General features: G+C 69.0%; 17 protein-coding genes. 11 read left to right on the top strand and 6 right to left on the bottom strand.

Annotation, left to right across the window (positions count from 1 at the left end):
• Positions 1-46: 46 nt before the first annotated feature.
• Positions 47-868: a tRNA threonylcarbamoyladenosine dehydratase gene (locus VMR06_RS10650; RefSeq protein WP_325376047.1), complete on the top strand. Its 822-nt coding sequence runs from the start codon at positions 47-49 to the stop codon at positions 866-868.
• A gap of 8 nt (positions 869-876) precedes the next feature.
• On the opposite strand, the gene VMR06_RS10645 is transcribed toward VMR06_RS10650, so the two are convergent.
• The 4 genes from VMR06_RS10645 to VMR06_RS10630 all read right to left on the bottom strand — a co-directional run bounded on the left by VMR06_RS10645 (position 877) and on the right by VMR06_RS10630 (position 7,215).
• Complete coding sequence (locus VMR06_RS10645; protein ID WP_325376044.1) at positions 877-1,656, bottom strand: TatD family hydrolase; 780 nt, start codon at positions 1,654-1,656, stop codon at positions 877-879.
• 128 nt (positions 1,657-1,784) lie between these two features.
• Positions 1,785-3,359: a hypothetical protein gene (locus VMR06_RS10640; protein ID WP_325376042.1), complete on the bottom strand. Its 1,575-nt coding sequence runs from the start codon at positions 3,357-3,359 to the stop codon at positions 1,785-1,787.
• 165 nt (positions 3,360-3,524) lie between these two features.
• On the bottom strand, positions 3,525-5,942 hold the full coding sequence (locus VMR06_RS10635; RefSeq protein ID WP_325376040.1) for a winged helix-turn-helix domain-containing protein: 2,418 nt from the start codon (positions 5,940-5,942) through the stop codon (positions 3,525-3,527).
• 43 nt (positions 5,943-5,985) lie between these two features.
• Positions 5,986-7,215 carry a magnesium transporter gene (locus VMR06_RS10630; RefSeq protein ID WP_325376038.1) on the bottom strand — a complete coding sequence of 410 codons (1,230 nt, stop codon included), beginning with the start codon at positions 7,213-7,215 and terminating at the stop codon, positions 5,986-5,988.
• Between the two features lie 125 nt (positions 7,216-7,340).
• Between VMR06_RS10630 and VMR06_RS10625 the strand changes: the two genes are divergently transcribed.
• Complete coding sequence (locus VMR06_RS10625; RefSeq protein WP_325376036.1) at positions 7,341-7,808, top strand: glycine zipper 2TM domain-containing protein; 468 nt, start codon at positions 7,341-7,343, stop codon at positions 7,806-7,808.
• A gap of 124 nt (positions 7,809-7,932) precedes the next feature.
• On the opposite strand, the gene VMR06_RS10620 is transcribed toward VMR06_RS10625, so the two are convergent.
• A complete protein-coding gene (locus VMR06_RS10620; RefSeq protein WP_325376033.1) occupies positions 7,933-8,370 on the bottom strand; it encodes a cell wall hydrolase in 438 nt (145 codons plus the stop codon).
• 373 nt (positions 8,371-8,743) lie between these two features.
• Positions 8,744-9,577 (bottom strand): folate-binding protein, encoded by an 834-nt coding sequence (locus VMR06_RS10615; protein ID WP_325376030.1) that lies wholly within the window; start codon positions 9,575-9,577, stop codon positions 8,744-8,746.
• Between the two features lie 105 nt (positions 9,578-9,682).
• Between VMR06_RS10615 and VMR06_RS10610 the strand changes: the two genes are divergently transcribed.
• The 9 genes from VMR06_RS10610 to VMR06_RS10570 form a co-directional block, all read left to right on the top strand.
• Positions 9,683-9,856, top strand: coding sequence for a succinate dehydrogenase assembly factor 4 (locus tag VMR06_RS10610; RefSeq protein ID WP_325376028.1), 174 nt, complete (start codon positions 9,683-9,685; stop codon positions 9,854-9,856).
• Positions 9,857-9,928: 72 nt separating this feature from the next.
• Complete coding sequence (gene sdhC, locus VMR06_RS10605; RefSeq protein WP_325376026.1) at positions 9,929-10,324, top strand: succinate dehydrogenase, cytochrome b556 subunit; 396 nt, start codon at positions 9,929-9,931, stop codon at positions 10,322-10,324.
• Entirely contained in the window at positions 10,321-10,713 is a 393-nt protein-coding gene (sdhD, locus tag VMR06_RS10600; protein WP_325376024.1) for a succinate dehydrogenase, hydrophobic membrane anchor protein, read from the top strand. Before sdhC ends, sdhD begins: the two co-directional genes overlap by 4 nt.
• A 5-nt stretch (positions 10,714-10,718) precedes the next feature.
• Entirely contained in the window at positions 10,719-12,509 is a 1,791-nt protein-coding gene (gene sdhA, locus VMR06_RS10595; protein ID WP_325376022.1) for a succinate dehydrogenase flavoprotein subunit, read from the top strand.
• Between the two features lie 97 nt (positions 12,510-12,606).
• Complete coding sequence (locus tag VMR06_RS10590) at positions 12,607-13,389, top strand: succinate dehydrogenase iron-sulfur subunit (RefSeq protein ID WP_325376020.1); 783 nt, start codon at positions 12,607-12,609, stop codon at positions 13,387-13,389.
• Positions 13,390-13,411: 22 nt separating this feature from the next.
• The gene (locus tag VMR06_RS10585) at positions 13,412-13,657 is read left to right on the top strand and encodes a succinate dehydrogenase assembly factor 2 (RefSeq protein ID WP_325376018.1); all 246 of its coding nucleotides are present in this window, start codon (positions 13,412-13,414) and stop codon (positions 13,655-13,657) included.
• Complete coding sequence (locus VMR06_RS10580; protein ID WP_325376016.1) at positions 13,629-14,072, top strand: hypothetical protein; 444 nt, start codon at positions 13,629-13,631, stop codon at positions 14,070-14,072. The genes VMR06_RS10585 and VMR06_RS10580 overlap by 29 nt, the downstream gene beginning before the upstream one ends.
• A 61-nt stretch (positions 14,073-14,133) precedes the next feature.
• A complete protein-coding gene (locus VMR06_RS10575; protein WP_325376014.1) occupies positions 14,134-16,167 on the top strand; it encodes a hypothetical protein in 2,034 nt (677 codons plus the stop codon).
• Between the two features lie 106 nt (positions 16,168-16,273).
• Positions 16,274-17,431: lipoprotein-releasing ABC transporter permease subunit (locus VMR06_RS10570; RefSeq protein WP_325376012.1), on the top strand; the 1,158-nt coding region annotated here is incomplete at its 3' end.

The following is a 17,431-nucleotide window of genomic DNA, read 5'->3' as shown; positions in this document are numbered from 1 at the left end:
GCCGGTGCGGCCGGCGGCGGCGTTTCGGTGTACGCTCCGCGCCCGCATGAACGCCCCGCCCGACGAACGCGCCCCCGCCACGGCCGCCGATCCACGCTTCGCCGGCGTCGACCGGCTGTACGGCGTCGGCAGTGCGGCACGCCTGGCCGGCCGCTCGGTCTGCGTGGTCGGCGTCGGCGGCGTCGGATCGTGGGTCGTCGAGGCGCTGGCGCGCAGCGGCGTCGGCCGGCTGACGCTGATCGATGCCGACGACGTCTGCGTCAGCAATACCAATCGGCAGCTGCACGCCTATGCCGGCCAGTACGGACGCAGCAAGGTGGCGGTCATGGCCGAGCGCGCGCGCGCGATCAACCCGTCGATCGAGGCGACCGCGGTCGAGGAATTCCTGACGCCGGGCTCGATCGAGCGGCTGCTGGCGGCCGGCCACGACCTCGTGCTCGACTGCTGCGACGCGTTCCGCGTCAAGGTCGAGACGATCGCCTGGTGCCGCCGGCGCAAGCTGCCGCTGATCGTCAGCGGCTCGGCCGGCGGCCGCACCGACCCCACGCTGATCCGCGTGCGCGATCTGTCTCGCACCGAGCAGGACGCCCTGCTCGCGCTGATCCGCAAGAAACTGCGCGAGGAGTTCCGGTTTCCGCGCGGTCCGAAACGCTACTTCGGCGTGCAGGCGGTCTACTCGCTCGAGAACGTCCAGTACCCGCAGGCCGACGGACGCGTCTGCGGCGTGCGGCCGGCCGCCGGCGATGCCGGCAAGCTCGACTGCGGCGGCGGACTCGGCGCGGTCACGCACGTGACCTGCGCGTTCGCGATGGCGATGGTCTCGCGCGCGGTTGCGCGCCTGCTCGAGGAGCGGCCGACCGGCGACTGACCGGCGTCTCAGCGCGCCGGTCTGGCCGCCAGCCCGAACAAGGCCGTGGCATTGGCGGTCGTCGCCTGCGCGATCTCAGCGGCCGGCACGCCGCGCAGCGCGGCGACCACGTCGAGCACCTCGACCAGGTGCGCCGGTTCGTTGCGTTCGCCGCGATGGCCCGTCCCGGGCTGGTCGGGCGCGTCGGTCTCGAGCAGCAGCTGCTCGATCGGCATCGCCGCGACGACGCGCCGCAGGCGCGCCGCGCGGGCATAGGTGACCGGTCCGCCGATGCCGAGGTGGAAGCCGAGCTTCCAGAGCTGGGCCGCCTGCTCCTCGCTGCCGGCGTAGCTGTGCACGACGCCGCGCAGCCCGCCGACGCGGCGCAGCGATGCGATGACGGCGTCGACCGCGCGCCTGGCGTGCACGATCACCGGCAGATCATGCTCGCGCGCCAGTGCGAGCTGCGCCTCGAAGAAGACCTGCTGCGCGTCGCGATCGAGCCCCTCGACGAAGAAGTCCAGTCCGCATTCTCCGATCGCGACCGGACGCTCGCGCACGATCCACTCGGCCAGTTGATCGAGGTGCCCGGACCGGTGTTCGGCCAGGAACATCGGATGCAGGCCGTAGGCCGCGTGCAAGCCCGGCGTCCCGGCACACAGGCGGCGCAGGCCCGGCCAGCCCGCGGCGGCGATCGCCGGCACGATCTGGTCGGTGACGCCGGCGGCGTGCGCGCGGGCCAGGACCGCGTCGCGGTCGGCGTCGAATTCGGCCGCGTCGAAATGGCTGTGGCTGTCGATGAGGCGCATGCCGTGACGCTAGCAAGCGCCGCCGGCGCCGTCGAGCCGGACGCCCAAGCGAAGACGGCGCCGCATCGCTGCGGCGCCGTCGTGCGTCATCGGTCGAAACGCCGCCGCGACCGGGCGGCGTGCACCGCTCAGGGCGCGTCGTCGAAGCCGTCGGCGAACAGCGTGTCGGACTGGCCGACATCGGTGATCGTGACCGACTCCAGGTCCAGCCACATGCCGGTCGCGCCGCCGTCGGCCTGTACCGACCAGGCGATCTTCTCGAAGAACTCCGGGCCGAACGTGCGGTTGATGCGCGCCAGGCTGTCCGAGTCGAACAGGTCGCCGCCCGGATTGAACAGCTCGAACTCCAGCGTCTGGCCGGCCGTCGCGGTCGGCGTCGAGAACAGGTGGATGCCATCGGACTTCGGATAGTCGTTGCTGAGGATCAGGCCCGGGCCTGCTGCGTTCGCCACCAGCGTCTCGCTGGCCGCACCGGACTCGAGCCGGAAGCTGTCGAGCACGACCGGATACTTGGTGGCCTGATCGGGCTCCATCTCCAGGGCGTCTTCGGCGGTGATGCGGAAGGACATGCTGACCTGGGTGCCGACCGGCAGACCGGCGAACGGGCCGCTGGTCAGATCGTTCCAGTTGACCGTGCCGGTCGCCTCGACCAGGGCCTGGGTCGCTTCCGATGCGTGCAGGTCGAGCACGAACGGGTTCAGGCCTACGTCGTTCATGCCCCAGCCGGCGATCGTCTTGCCGTCGGCGGAGACCGCCGATGCGGTCATCAGCGTCCAGCCGGCCGGGATTTCCGCGCCCTGTGCCGCGGCGTAGTCGGACAGCAGCTGCATGCCGGTCTCCGGCGTCCAGATCACCGCGCTGCGATCCCAGCCGAAGCCGCTGGCGCCGACCACCACGTTGCCGTCATCGCTGACGCCGAAGCCGAAGGCGGTGCCCATGAAGCCGATGAAGCCGATCGGCTGCACGCCGGTGGCGGCCGTCCAGCGCCAGGCCTCGCTGCCCAGCTCGGTCATCACGCTGGTGCCGACGACGACGCTGCCGTCGCTGTTGGTGGCCAGCGCCTCGCCGACGCCCTCGCCGTTGTAGGTCAGGTCGATCACCTGGTCGCCGCGCCAGATCACGCCGGTGCGGCCGCCGTTGTCCTGGTCGTTCCAGCCGACGATCGTGCTGCCGTCGGCACTGATGGCGTTGGCACGCGAGTAGTTGGCCGGCCGGTTGACCGGCAGGCGGGTCATGCCTTCCGCGGCGCTCCAGCGGAACGCGATCGGGTTGTTGGTCGCATCGTAGGCCAGACCGACCGCGACACCGGTATCGGAGACGTCATAGGCGGTACTGGCGTGACCGTCGAAACCGGGGCCGCCGCCGGGGAACGGACCGATCACGGTCGGACCGACGAGGTTGCTGTTGCTGTAGGCGACCGCGGCGACCGTATTGCCGTCGCCATCGGTCGTCGCGCCGGCCAGCGGCTGTCCCCATCCGCTCATGCCGTTGGTGTCGGAGAAGCCGGTGAGAATCTCGGCGCCGCGCGCCGGCGTCCAGCGCCAGGCGGCCTTGCCGGCGATGCCGCTGACGATGCGGCCGTTGTGCGACAGCCCGGTGGTCTGGCCCGCGGGCACGTCGATGACGGTGAACGAGGCGGCCTGCGCACCGCCGGCGAGCAGGGCGAGGGCGAAGGCGATTCCGGCGTGGAGCGTGGTGCGCATGCTGATCCCCGTAGGCAAGAGTCGATCGGTTCGAGGGTCGTGGGATCGCGTCAGGTGGGCGGTTCCACGATGCGCTCCAGTGTCCGTCCGTCGTCGGCCGATACGCATTCGCGCTTCATTCGCGCCCCGTTCGTGGCCCGCGAACGAGCGGCCAAACAATTGATTTCAATGGAAGGGCTTGGTGCCCATGTCGGCCATGCCGGCACCCGGCGGCGCGTTCAGTCCGTCCGGCAAGGTGCGTTCGCCGCTGAGGCTGCGGGCCCGCGCCAGGGCGCCCTGCCAGGCGTCGTGCTGGCCGAGCGCGTGGTACAGCCGGACCAGCAGCACCGCGCAGCCGTAGTCGCTGTCGGCCCAGCGCGCGACCTGGCCGACCACGGCGCTGGCGCGCTCCAGATCGCGGTGGCCGATCAGATAGTCGCCGTAGGCGGTCACCGCCTCGGCGACCAGCATCGGCACGCCGAGGCGGTCGGCGTCGACCAGCACCTGATCGAAGGCCGCGCGCGTGCGTCCCTCGTCGCCGGCCTGATCGGCGTTGCGCTCGGCCTGGGCGAGCCGTGCCAGCGCGAGCACGGCCGGATTGCCGCTGCGTGCAGCCCACTCGGCAAAGGCGTCGGTCTGCGCGGCGGCATCGGCGCTGCGCCGCTCCGCGCGCAGCGCGCGCGTCCAGATCAGCCAGGCCTGGGCGCGCTCGCGGTCATAGGTGACCGGCGCCTCGTCGGTCGCGGCGCGCCGCGCCGATGCGCCGGCCGCGGCCGGCCGGTCCTCGGCCGCGTCCAGCACGGCGGCGGCGAGCAGCGTGCGCCCCGGCATGCTGGCCTCCTGGTGCAGGTCCGGATCGCGCAGGATGCCGTCGAGCAGCGCGCGCGCTTCGGTCAGACGGCCGATCGCGGTCAGCGTGCGGGCGCGCTGCAGCCGCATCGAGCGGCGCGCCAGCGGATTCTCGAGCCGGCCGAGCAGGCTCCAGGCGCGGTCGCTGACCGCGAGGGCCTCGGCCGGCCGCAGCAGCGCGAGCAGCGCGTCGATCTGGTTGCTGAGGACCGACGACAGCTCGTTGAGCGCGCCGAACTGCTCGAACCGCCGCGCCGAGCGCTCGAGGATCGGCAGTGCTTCGGCGTGGCGGTTGCGCAGGTTGTCGAGGACGCCTTCGTTGGCCTCGACGCGCGCGAGCGCGAGCGTGTCGCCGGACAGTTCCAGCGCGATGCGCGCGCGCGAGAAGTCGGCGGAGGCCTCGTCGAGCCGCTGCGACTCGGCCAGCGCGGCGGCGCGGCCGGTGTAGGCCTGGCCGAGCGCGGCGGCCTCGCGCCGCACCTCGAGCAGCCGCACCGCCTCGTCGTAGGCGGTCAGGGCCCGGCCCGGTTCGTCCTGGCGCACGGCGACCGCGCCGATCGCGATCAGGATGCGGGCGCGCAGCACCGGATCGACTTCGGCCGGCGTCTGCGCGAGCAGCGGCAGCAGGCGCTGCGTCGCCTCGGCGAGGCGGCCGGCCCGGAAATCGATCTGGGCCAGGCGCAGGCGCAGCGCCGGCGCGTCGCGCAGATCCGGCGGCGCCGATTCGAGCAGGCGCCGCGCCTGGTCCAGGTCGTCGGTCAGCAGCGCCGCCTCGGCGCGCTGCAGAATCTCCGATGCGGACAGTTCGGCCGCCCCGGTCGCAGCGGCCTTGCCGAGCCGGCCGAGCAGCCGGTCGGCCGCCTCGCGTCCGGCGGCTGCGGCTTCGGTGGCTTCGGCCTGGACGTCGAGCGCCGGCCCGCCGGTGTCCTCGAGTGTCAGCCGGACGGTCCAGCCGTCGCCCGAGCGCGCCACCCGCGGCAGCACCAGCCGTGCCGCGCCCGAGGCCCGGCGCACCGCCCAAGCGGCCTCGCCGGCCGGCATGTCGCTGCGCGCGAGATGGACGACGTTGTCGCTCGGCACCACCGCCATGCCGGCGCTGCGCAGACGGCTGGCGACCAGATCCATCAGGCCGAGCCGCAGCCAGGCACCGTCGGGATCCGCCTCGGTCTGCGCCGGCAGCACGGCGACGAGCTCGTTCGCCGGCGTCGCTGGAGCGGGCGCCGCCGCTTCGTGCGCCGGCCCTCCGTGCTCGCGCTGCGTCCAGACCAGGGCCAGGCCGGCGATTGCGAGCAGGACGGCCGCCACCCCCCAGCGCCACGGCCGGCGCGGCGGCGACGGCGCCGAATCACCGGGCGCCGCCGCGTTCGGTTCCGCCTCGTGCGGCGGATATTCCTGCGACGATTCCGGTGCCGCCGGCGCGGCCTGCGGCGCAGCCGCTACGGCCTGCACCTCGGCCACCCAGCGATACCCGAAGCGCGGCACGGTGCGTATCGCGTTCTGGTCGTTGCCGGTGTCGCCGACCGCGCGGCGCGCCTTCAGCACGGTCTGCCCGAGCAGGGTATCGCTGACGTCGGCGCGGCCCCAGACCGCGGCGATCAGCTCGTCGCGGCCGATCGCGCGGTCGCGATGCGCGATCAGATAGACCAGGCAGTCGAAGACCTTCGGCGGCAGCACCAGCAGCTCGCCGCCGCGGCGCAGCTCGCGTGCGTCGCGATCGAGCAGGCAGTCGCCGAATTGGAAGACGCCGGTATCCATGACGCTCAGGGTAGCGGCGTCGCCGGGTCTTGGATATTCGCGCTCAGCGTCCGACCAGCCAGGCGGCGAGGCCGAGGAACGCGCCGAGGCTGGCGACGTCGGTGGCCTTGGTCAGGAAGATGCTCGACGCCGTCGCCGGATCGGCGCCGCAGCGCTTGAGCAGCTGCGGTACGCCGGCGCCGACCAGGCCGGCCAGCGCGCAGCTGCCGGCCATCGCCACGAACGTGATCGCGGCGAGGATCCCGGCTTGCGGGTTGCCCTGGTAGTAGGCGAGTCCGAACATCGCCGCGGCGGCCACCAGGCCGGTCGTCGCTCCGTTGAGCAGGCCCAGCCAGGCTTCCTTCGCGAGCAGCGCCCAGCCGCGCCCGGCCTTGAGTTCGCCGAATGTCATGCCGCGCAGCGTGACCGCGAGCGCCTGGCAGCCGGTGTTGTTGCACTGGTCCGAGAGCACCGGCAGGAACACCGCGAGCAGCACGATGCGGTCGATGGTCTCCTGGAACGAGCCGACCACCGCCGCGGTGATGAAGGTCGTGAGCAGGTTGACCTGCAGCCACGGATTGCGGAACCGGAAGCTGCGTGCCCACGGCGTGGCGATGCGTTCCTCCTTCTCGACGCCGACCATCGAGCCGGCCTGCGCGCTGATCTCCCAGGCCTGCGCCTCGAACAGGCGCGCGCCGCGGACCAGGCCGAGCAGGCGGCCTTCCGCGTCGGCTACCGGATAGACCGGATAGTGGCGGCGCACGACCTCGCGCATCGCGTCGATGACGGCGGTCTGCGGCGACAGCGCGAACGGTTCGCGGATCATGACGTCGCGCAGCCGCTGGCCGGGATCGGCGAAGGTCAGTTCGCGGAACGCGACCACGCCGATCAGGCGCCGCTCCGCAGCGACGACGAACACGTAGGTGATGCCGCCGCGTGCCGGCAGCGTGCGCAGCCGCGCGACGACCTCGGCGACCGGCGTTTCGGCCGTAAAGACGGCCGGTGTGTCTTCCATCAGGCGGCCGACCGAACCCTCCGGCCAGGCCGAGCCGGACAGCCAGCGGTCGGCGCCGGTGCGTTCGGCCGCTGCCGCGATGCGCAGGCGGCGGTCGGGGTCGAAGCGGTCCAGGACGGCGCGCCCGAGCAGCGGGCCGAGCGACTGCAGCGCGCCGGCGACCGTATCGTCGTCCTGCGGCGCAAGACGCGCGGCGGCACCGGCGGCGTCCAGATCGCGCAGATCCTCGGAGGCTGTCGCCCCTTCGGCGGGCGACGGCGGAGGCGGAACGGCGGCCATGTCAGTGCGATCCTGCTGCGCGCCCGGCGGCCGGAACTGCCGACACCGGGGTGAAGTTTCGGGCGCGTTCATTCCGGCGCGCCCACACTGGCCGGGCACAGTCTCGGGGATTCGAGGAGGACACCATGAAACGTTTTCCTTCCATGCTGGTGGTTCTGGGCTTGTCGGCGATCGTCGCCGGATGCGCCGCGCCGCCGCCGCGCGCAGCCTACTACGATCGCGACGGTTATCGGGCGTCGGCGCGTGTCTGCGGGCCGTGTGGCTACATCGAGGACATCGAGCGCGTCAGCGCCGCCGAGCGCGGCACCAGCGGAGCCGGCGCGGTGATCGGCGCGATCGTCGGCGGCGTGCTCGGCAATACGGTCGGTCACGGCCGTGGACGCCGCGCGGCGACGGTCGGCGGCGCGGTCGCCGGCGGCTTCGCCGGCAACGCGATCGAGCGCAACAGCAACGAGCGCGATGCCAACGCCTGGCGCTTCTACATCGATCTGGATGACGGCCGCAGCGCGGTGGTGACGCAGTACGACAACCCGGGCCTGCGGCGCGGCGATCGCGTGGCGATCCGCGGCGAGCGCGTCGTGCTGTTGCGCTGATCGCGCCAGCCGCCGCGGCGCGCGACGTAGCGCCGGCTACGCGCAACAAAAAAGCGCCGACCGTTTCCGGTCGGCGCTTTTTTCATTCCGGCTTTCGACATCGCGCGCGACGTCGAGCCCTCGATCAGTTGACGCGATAGAAGCTGTGCGCGCCGATCTTGCGCAGCGGCTCGCCGATCATCCACGACGGCGACACCTGTTCGGCGATCGCGAAGTGGTCGGCGTCCGGTACGACCTGCTCGCGCTGCTCGTGCGGCAGCGACCAGTTGTGCATCACGTCGCCGGCGACGCGCCATGCCTTGCCCCAGGCATCGGGATTGCGCAGCACATATCCCTTGTGCGTCGTCGACACCGCGAACTGTCCGGGAGCGGTCACCACCTTGCAGACGGTATCGCCCCAGCGGCCATTGTCGCGGCGCCGCAGCGCCACTTCGGCGACGGCCTTCTGACCGAGCGTGGATTCACTGCGCGCTTCCAGATAGACGGTCGCAGCGAGACAGGTCTGGTCTGCGGCGTCGTGCGGCAGGACCGATGCAAGCCAGAGCAGCCAGGCTAGTTTCATCGGATTGTGGTCTCCTCAAAACAAAACGTATTTCCCGTCCCGGCCCTCGGCCGGATGGCGCGGCGCAGCGAGGTGCGCGCAGCCGGTATCGCACGGGTTGTCGGATGAGGCGCGCACGCAGGTCGGTCGGCGCGCCGGACTGGAGCGTTCGCCATCGGCGGCGATCGCTCCGGTCTTTCGTTCGATGTCCGCGGGGCCGACGTCGCCTCACGCAAACATGAAAAATTCGTTCGGGCCCTCGCCTGAGCGCAGGGGGTGGCGAAGCCTAGGCGAAGTCTGCGGTCGTTGTCACGCAAAACATAAATTTTATTCAGCTTCGTTACAGCTACGATCAGATCGCTGTGCAGCAGTGCGCGCGCATCGCACGCATGCCTCAATCTACGAAGGGCATCGTCGACAAGGCGATCGCAGACGCTGCATCGATGTGCAGCGGCACATGGTCGTCGCCGTCGTTGACGACACCGAGTAGCGCATCGCGTGCTGCGTACAGCACGCTGCCTTTCGCCGTGCCGTCGGCCGCGACGATCGGCGTACCGGGTGCTGGCGCTTCGACGTCCGCAGCGAATGCGAACGCACGCAGGCAGCGCTTGTTTCCGCCGCGAAAATGCAGACGTGCCGCGATCTCCTGGCCCGGATAGCAACCCTTGCCGAAGCTGATCGCGCCGATGCGTTCCAGATCGAGCGCCTGCGGCGTGAACGAAGCACGCGTGGCCGCATCGATCAGCGGCAGGCCGGCCGCGACATCGGCGCGACGCCAGCGATCGAACGCGTCGGCGTCGACGGATTCGATCGCGCCCGGACCGAGCCACGCGATGCGCGCATCGCCTTCGAGCGCAATCGCGTAACCATCGCCCTGATACGCGATCGTGCGCGGCGCCGGGTGCGTCGACTGCGCTGCATCGAGCGAACGGACGGTCCAATCGTGCAGCGTGCGCAGCGTCACCTTCGCGCGGAACACGTAGCGCGCCAACGCAGCGCGCATCGTCTCGGCGTCGCCGAGCGGCTGCCATGCGAGCAGCGCATCGCCGCGCGTGCGCAGCAATGCGAAGACATGCAGCGCGCGGCCCTGGGCGTCGAGCCAGGCGCACCATTGCCAGCGTCCTTCGGCGAGCGCCGCGACGTCGATCGTGAACTGCGCGTTGGCGAATGCGATCGCGTCGGCGCCTTCGATGAGGACGGCCTGTGCCGCGGAGAGGGGAGTGCTCATGGAGACGTCGCTGCCGTTGGGGCGCGCTGCGTCAAGCGCATCGCTGGCCGTTAGTCAAGGTTGTCTGCAAAACGCCCTGGGTTTACCCTTGACATGATAAGTCCGATGTCCGACCCCAAGCGCAAACCCGACGACCGCACCGATGCGTCTTCCGCGGAAGATGCGGCATCGCCTCGTGCGGACCGCGAGCCGCCCGCCCGGGAGATCGGCGGGCGCGAAGGCCCCGATCCGGTCCGTTACGGCGACTGGGAGAAGGGCGGGCGCTGCATCGATTTCTGATGCGTGCCGTGGCCGCCTCGGACTTCCAGGCATACGCAAGCTCAGCGATCCGCGCAAGCACAAGGCCAGCCCATGCCCCAGACGGCACGACCCCTCTCTCCACACCTCCAGGTCTATCGCTGGGGGATCCAGATGGTCACCTCGATCCTGCACCGCGCCACCGGCGTCGTGCTGTCGGCCGGCGGCCTGCTGATCGCGGCGGCCCTGGTCGCGCTGGCGGCGGGGCCGGAGGCCTGGGCCCGCGTCACCACACTGGCCGGCTCCTGGTTCGGGCAGGTGGTCCTGTTCGGCTGGGTCTGGACGTTCGCGTTCCATCTGCTCAACGGCGCGCGCCACCTGCTGCAGGACGCCGGCTGGGGCTACGCGATCGCGCAGTTCATCCGCAACAGCTGGATCTCGGTGATCGGCAGCTTCGTGCTGACGGCGCTGGTCTGGACCCTCGTCGTGTTCCGCGGAGGTGCGCTGTGAGCGATTTCGACCGGTTTCGCACCCCGCTCAAGAACGCGCGCGGGCTCGGCTCGGCAAAGGACGGCGTCCATCACTTCGTCGTGCAGCGCGCGACCGCGGTCGCGTTGTTCTTCCTCGGCCTGTACTTCCTCGGTTTCGTGATCAGCCTGATCGGTGCCGACTACGCCGCCGCGCGCGCGGCCGTGGCCCATCCGTGTCACGCGGTGCTGCTGATCGCGTTCCTGGTGACTTCGTTCTGGCACGCCCAGCTCGGCCTGCAGGTCGTCATCGAGGACTACGTGCACACGCCGATCCTGGCGGTCACCTCGCAGCTGGCGGTGCGCTTCGTCTGCGTACTCGCCGCCCTGGCCAGCGTTCTGGCCGTTCTTCGCATCGCTTTGGGGGCCTGACGCCGGTGAGCGCCTACAAGATTCAGGAACATCTCTACGACATGGTCGTGGTCGGTGCCGGCGGCGCAGGTCTGCGCGCCACGTTCGGCCTGGCCTCCAAGGGCCTGCGCACGGTCTGCCTGACCAAGGTCTTCCCGACCCGCTCGCACACCGTCGCCGCGCAGGGCGGCATCTCGGCCGCCCTCGGCAACATGGGCGAGGACGACTGGCGCTACCACTTCTACGACACGATCAAGGGCTCGGACTGGCTCGGCGATCAGGACGCGATCGAGTACATGTGCAAGGAGGCGCCCGAGGCGATCATCGAGCTCGAGCACTACGGCGTACCGTTCTCGCGCACCGAAGACGGCAAGATCTACCAGCGTCCGTTCGGCGGCATGACCACGCGTTACGGCGAGGGTCCGCCGGCGCAGCGCACCTGTGCGGCCGCCGACCGCACCGGCCACGCGATGCTGCACACGCTGTATCAGCAGTCGCTGGCGCACGATGCGCAGTTCATGATCGAGTACTTCGCGCTCGACCTGATCTGGGACGCCGAAGGCGTCTGCCGCGGCGTGCTCGCGCTCGACATGGCCTCCGGTACGCTGCACCTGTTCCGCGCGCACGGCGTCGTGCTCGCGACCGGCGGCTATGGCCGCGCCTACTTCAGCGCGACCTCGGCGCATACCTGCACCGGCGACGGCGGCGGCCTCGTGCTGCGCTCGGGCCTGGCGATGCAGGACATGGAGTTCGTGCAGTTCCATCCCACCGGCATCTACGGCGCCGGCTGCCTGATCACCGAGGGCGTGCGCGGCGAAGGCGGCATCCTGCGCAACGCCAGCGGCGAGCGTTTCATGGAGCGCTACGCGCCGCACTACAAGGATCTGGCCTCGCGCGACGTGGTGTCGCGCTCGATGACGATCGAGATCCGCGAAGGCCGCGGCGTCGGCGAGCACAAGGACCACATCCTGCTCGACCTGACCCACCTCGGCCCCGAGGTCATCCACGAGAAGCTGCCCGGCATCGCCGAGAGCGCGCGCATCTTCGCCGGCGTCGACGTCACCAAGCAGCCGATCCCGGTGCTGCCGACCGTGCACTACAACATGGGCGGCATCCCGACCAACTACCACGGCGAGGTCGTGCAGAAGGTCGGCGGCGATCCGGACAAGGTCATCCAGGGCCTGTACGCGATCGGCGAGGCCGCCTGCGTGTCGGTGCACGGCGCCAACCGGCTCGGTTCCAATTCGCTGCTCGACCTGGTGATCTTCGGCCGCGCCGTCGCCAACCGCTGCGCCGCGACGATCCGGCCCGGCGCGCCGCACAAGGTGCTGCCGGCCGACGCCTGCGACCAGGCGCTGGCCAACCTCGACAAGCTGCGCAACGCCAACGGATCGACGCCGACCGCGCAGATCCGCCTCGACATGCAGCGCACGATGCAGAACGACGCCGCCGTGTTCCGTACCTCCAAGACGCTCAAGGAAGGCTGCGAGAAGATGGAGCGGATCTTCCGCAGCTTCGAGGACGTGCGCGTGTCGGACCGTTCGCTGGTCTGGAACTCGGACCTGATCGAAACCTACGAGCTGCAGAACCTGCTCTACAACGCGGTCGCGACGATCACCTCGGCCGAGCAGCGTCACGAGAGCCGCGGCGCGCATGCGCACGAGGACTTTCCCGAGCGCGACGACGCCAACTGGCAGAAGCACACGCTGGTCAAGGTCGACGCGCAGGGCACGCCGAGCTTCGACTTCCGGCCGGTGCACATGTACACGCTGACCGACGACGTCGAGGTCGTGCCGCCGAAGGCGCGCGTCTACTGATCGTGACGCGCCAGCCGACGCAAGCCGCCTCGAACCAATGACCGCCGCACCGGCGCACGTCCTGCACGGCGCGCCACGCACCATCGGGTGAACAGACATGGCCAAGTTCAGTCTTCCGAAAAACTCGAAGATCCAGCCAGGCAAGCATTTCCCGGCGCCGGCGGGCGCGAAGAGCGTCCGCGCGTTCCGGATCTACCGCTGGAACCCGGACGACGGCCAGAACCCGCGCGTGGACACCTACGAGCTCGACTTGGCCGCCTGCGGGCCGATGGTTCTGGACGCGCTGATCAAGATCAAGAACGAGGTCGATCCGACGCTGACGTTCCGGCGTTCGTGCCGCGAGGGCATCTGCGGCTCGTGCGCGATGAACATCGACGGCACCAATACGCTGGCGTGCACCAAGGCGATCGAGGACTGCGCCTCGGGCGACGTCAAGATCTATCCGCTGCCGCACATGGCGGTGGTCAAGGACCTGGTGCCGGACCTGACCCACTTTTACGCGCAGTACGCCTCGATCAAGCCGTGGCTGCGCACGCAGAGCGCAGCGCCGCCGAAGGAGCGGCTGCAGTCCAAGGACGACCGCGCGCGCCTGGACGGTCTCTACGAGTGCATCCTCTGCGCATGCTGCTCGACGAGCTGCCCGAGCTACTGGTGGAACGGCGAGCGCTACCTCGGTCCGGCGATCCTGCTACAGGCCTATCGCTGGATCGTCGACAGCCGCGACGAGGACACCGGCGCGCGCCTGGACGACCTCGAGGACCCGTTCAAGCTCTACCGCTGCCACACGATCATGAACTGCGCGCGGACCTGCCCGAAGGGTCTGAACCCGGCCAAGGCGATCGCCGAGATCAAGAAGCTGATGGTCGAACGTCGCGCCTGAGTCGCGCCGGAGCCGCATGGTCATGGATGCCGCCCTGCTCAATCGCCTGCGCTGGCGCTGCCGCCGCGGCACGCGCGAGCTCGACCAGCTGCTCGGCGGCTGGCTCGAGGCACATGCCGCGACCGCCGATGCCGGGCTGATCGGCACCTTCGACGCGATGCTCGACCAGCCCGACCCGGACCTGTGGGACTGGCTGATCGCCCGCCAGCCGCCCGATCCGCGTTTCGCGGCGATCGTCGATGCGATCCGCGCCCGCCATCGCGTTTGACTACCAGCCTTCGCGGCTGCTGATCGCGGCGCTGGCGTCGATGCTGGCGCTGGCGCTGGTATCGATCAACGTGAGCGGCCTGGACTGGGCGTGGAAAGTCGGGCTCTCGGCGATCGCTCTGGGTGCTTGCGTACGGTCGCTACATCATTGGGCTCATCCTCGATGGACGCGCATCGCCTTTGGCGAGGCTGGATGGGTACTGGCCGATCGCGCCGGCAGCGAGGCCGCCGCCGCGCTGGATCGCTACACGAAACTCGGTGCGATGCAGGTGCTGACGTTGCGGGCGGAGTCGCAAGCGTTTCACGTCGTGATCCTGCCCGACAATCTCCAACCCGACCTCAGGCGGCGCTTGGTACTGGTTGTCGCTTCGCAGCCATCCTCGCCCGAGCTCGGATCCCCACGTCGTCTACAATGAATCGGACGGCTCGGTCGGGCCGAAATCACTAGGTGCGACCATGACGATTCGGGGACTCCAGGTGCTTGTCGCCCTGATGGCTGCTTGCACTTTCACGCTCGCCGATGCGGCGAGCTGGCGGAGCGTTCCCGTGCCCGGTGCAGCGGTGTACGACCTCGCCATTCTTCCCGGCGGCGAGCTGTACGCGGGCACCGACAACGGTGTCTATCATTCGTCGGACGCAGGTAGTTCGTGGGCTCGTACTCAATCCGGCGCGCGTTCGAAGCGCTTCTTGCGCTTGCACGTGCTCAACGGCAACCCGAAGAACCTAATTGCCTATACGTACGACATGACCCGGTTGGGCTGGTTGGGAATCGAGTTCAGCCGCGACGGAGGAGCCACCTGGCAGGTCTCGTACGATCGCTATCTGCATCTTGGCACGGGGCGGTTCTCGGCACATCCGTCTTTGCCGAACATCGTTCTGTTCGCCGAGGCGAACACGTTGCTTCGCTCCGATGACGGAGGAATCACCTGGACGGAATTGAACATCGGGCGGCAGGTTCGTGAGGTCTTTGCGGTGCCCGACCAGCCCGGGCGGTTCGTGGGGACGACGTATCAGTTCGATCGGATGGTCGAATCGAACGATGGAGGCGTGACCTGGAGCAATATCACGCTGACCCCTTTGTTGCCTCAGGCCGACTATCGAAGCTTCGAGCAGGATCCTGCTGAACCGTCAGTGCTCTACTTCGCCGCGTATCGCTTCGGCAGCCAGGTGCCGACAAGCGGCAGAATCGAAACGCGGACCGGTGCCGTCACGTTCTTCAACGATGATGCGTGTGCGTGTTCCAACGTGAGGGTGGTGGCCGACCCGCACCGGCCGGGCCGATTGATCGCGCCGTCGATCGCATTCGATCCGGTATCGCAGGCGATTCTTCGTCGTCCGCTTCGGGAGAGCCTGGATGGTGGCGTCACGTGGCGCGAGCTGGCTACGCTGTCGCGAAAACTCGAGAACGACTATCGCTGGCTGTTCGATCCGTGGAAGGCGGGAAGAATCTATATGCCGACGGCGGGAGCGGGCATCTACCGGTCTGACGACGACGGTGGGACTTTCGCCGGCCATCATGCCGGCATGATGGCCGGTGTCGTGACCGACCTGTCCGTCGATCCGCGCAATCCGAATGATTTTCTCGTGGTCCGCCAGTTGCTGCCGATGTTGCATACCACCGATGGCGGCGTCAGTTTTTCCGAGGTCGAAGCGGATTTCTACAGCGATATGCCGGTCCCCTACGAGGATCGCTCTCGCGTGGTGAGAGCTGAAGGCGATCCTGACGTCCTGATCGGTTTTGATGCGCATGCTTTCTACCGCAGTGCGGACGGAGGGCGCTCCTGGTCTCGCATCGAGTCGAGTTTTCCCTTCGCTGACGTGTGGATCAATGCGATCCGGTTCATCGGGGCCGGGTCTGACAAGATTGCTGTGCTGACCGAACAGGGAGGCGAGAACGTCCAGATGCACTGGAGTGACGACAGCGGAGTGAATTGGGCCGTAAGAGATTTGGTGGGTAACGTCTTCGCCAAGCGCATAGGTTCCGGCCATGACGATGCCACTCCCATCTATGCGTACTACGAAAGCTACGATCCGATGCAGACGACACTCTGGAAGGCTGATCGTTTCGGTGATGCATTCGAGTACATGCCGGCGCCTATGAATGAGTTTGGTTTCAACTGGATGGTGTCGCCACCTGATCCCAGAAACGCATTTCGCCTGCTTTTCTTCGCCGTCGACTGGACGACGGCATACCGCCCAACGCAAATCTGGGAAACCCTCGACGCTGGCGCTACATGGCGTTCGGTGGGCGACAGCAACTTGCGGAACGGCATGGCCGTGATTGATCCTTGCGACAACCGGACGTTATGGGACATCGCCTATGTGCGAGTGTCGCGGGATGGCGGCCGATTGTTTCAGTACGATTCTGATTCCATCCAAAGCATGAAGGCCGGCTTCCAGGCCGTCTGCCACGAGGGGAGGTCGCACCTGTTCACAGCGGTCGCCGGCGGCGTCGGCGTTCGCCAGCCCGAGGCGTCGGATACACTCCTAAAGGACGGTTACGATTTCTGACGGGCGTCGGCGAGTCTCGCATCGACCCGATTGAACTTTGGCAGTCTTCGCTGTCCCATAGCCGTCGCCGTCGGGCCTCGCCGCCCTCCCAAGGACCGTTGCCCCGATGTTCCGTCCCCTCGAAGTCTTCATCGGCCTGCGCTACACGCGCGCCAAGCGACGCAATCACTTCATCTCGTTCATCTCGCTGGTGTCGATCCTCGGCATCGCGGTCGGCGTGGCCGCGCTGATCATCGTGATCTCGGTCATGAACGGCTTCGACAAGGAGCTCAAGAGCCGCATCCTCGGCATGGTCTCGCATGCGACCGTGACCGGCGTCGACGACACCGTGCACGAATGGCGGCGCGCGATCGAGCTGGCCCGCGGCAATCCGCACGTGGAGGGCGCGGCACCGTACGTGGAGCGCTACGTGATGATCCAGGGCGCCAGCCACGACGGCGCCGGCGCGGTGATCCGCGGCGTGCTGCCCGAGCTGGAGCCCAGCGTGTCGGAGATCGACCGGCGCATGGTGCAGGGGCGTCTGGACGATCTCGCCGCCGGCCGCTTCGGCATCGTGCTCGGCCGCGAGTTGGCGATCATGCTCGGCGTCGCGGTCGGCGACGACGTCACCGTGTTCGCGGCCGAGTTCACCGCCTCGCCGATCGGCGCGCTGCCGCGCGTCAAGCGCTTCCACGTGGTCGGCATCTTCGAGGCCGGCATGCAGGAGTACGACTCGGGACTGGCCGTCGTGCACATGGACGATGCGGCCAAGCTGTACCGGCTCGACGGCCCGACCGGCATCCGCCTGCGGCTGGACGATCTGTTCCGCGCGTATTCGGTCGCGCGCGACATCGGCAGCGAGCTCGGCCAGTTCTATCGCGTCACCGACTGGATGCAGGGCCACAGCAACTTCTTCAAGGCGATCGCGATGGAGAAGCGCGTGATGTTCCTGATCCTGTCGCTGATCGTCGCCGTGGCCGCGTTCAACCTGGTCTCGACGCTGGTCATGCTGGTGACCGACAAGCAGGCCGACATCGCGATCCTGCGTACGCTCGGCCAGACGCCGGCCAGCGTCATGGGCGTATTCGTCGTGCAGGGGGTTCTGGTCGGCACGCTCGGCATCATCCTCGGCCTCGCGTTCGGCGTCGTGATGACCTTGAACCTGGAGACCGTCGTGCACTGGATGGAGCGCACGTTCGGTATCGTCTTCATGTCGCCGGACGTCTACTACATCAGCGAGCTGCCGGCGGACCTGCACTGGGGCGACGTCGGCTGGATCACGGTG

Source organism: Dokdonella sp. (assembly GCF_035511235.1).
Classification (GTDB): Bacteria; Pseudomonadota; Gammaproteobacteria; order Xanthomonadales; family Rhodanobacteraceae; genus Dokdonella.
The sequence above is the reverse complement of the archived record's forward strand: the minus strand, read 5'-3'. Positions and strand labels throughout refer to the sequence as shown.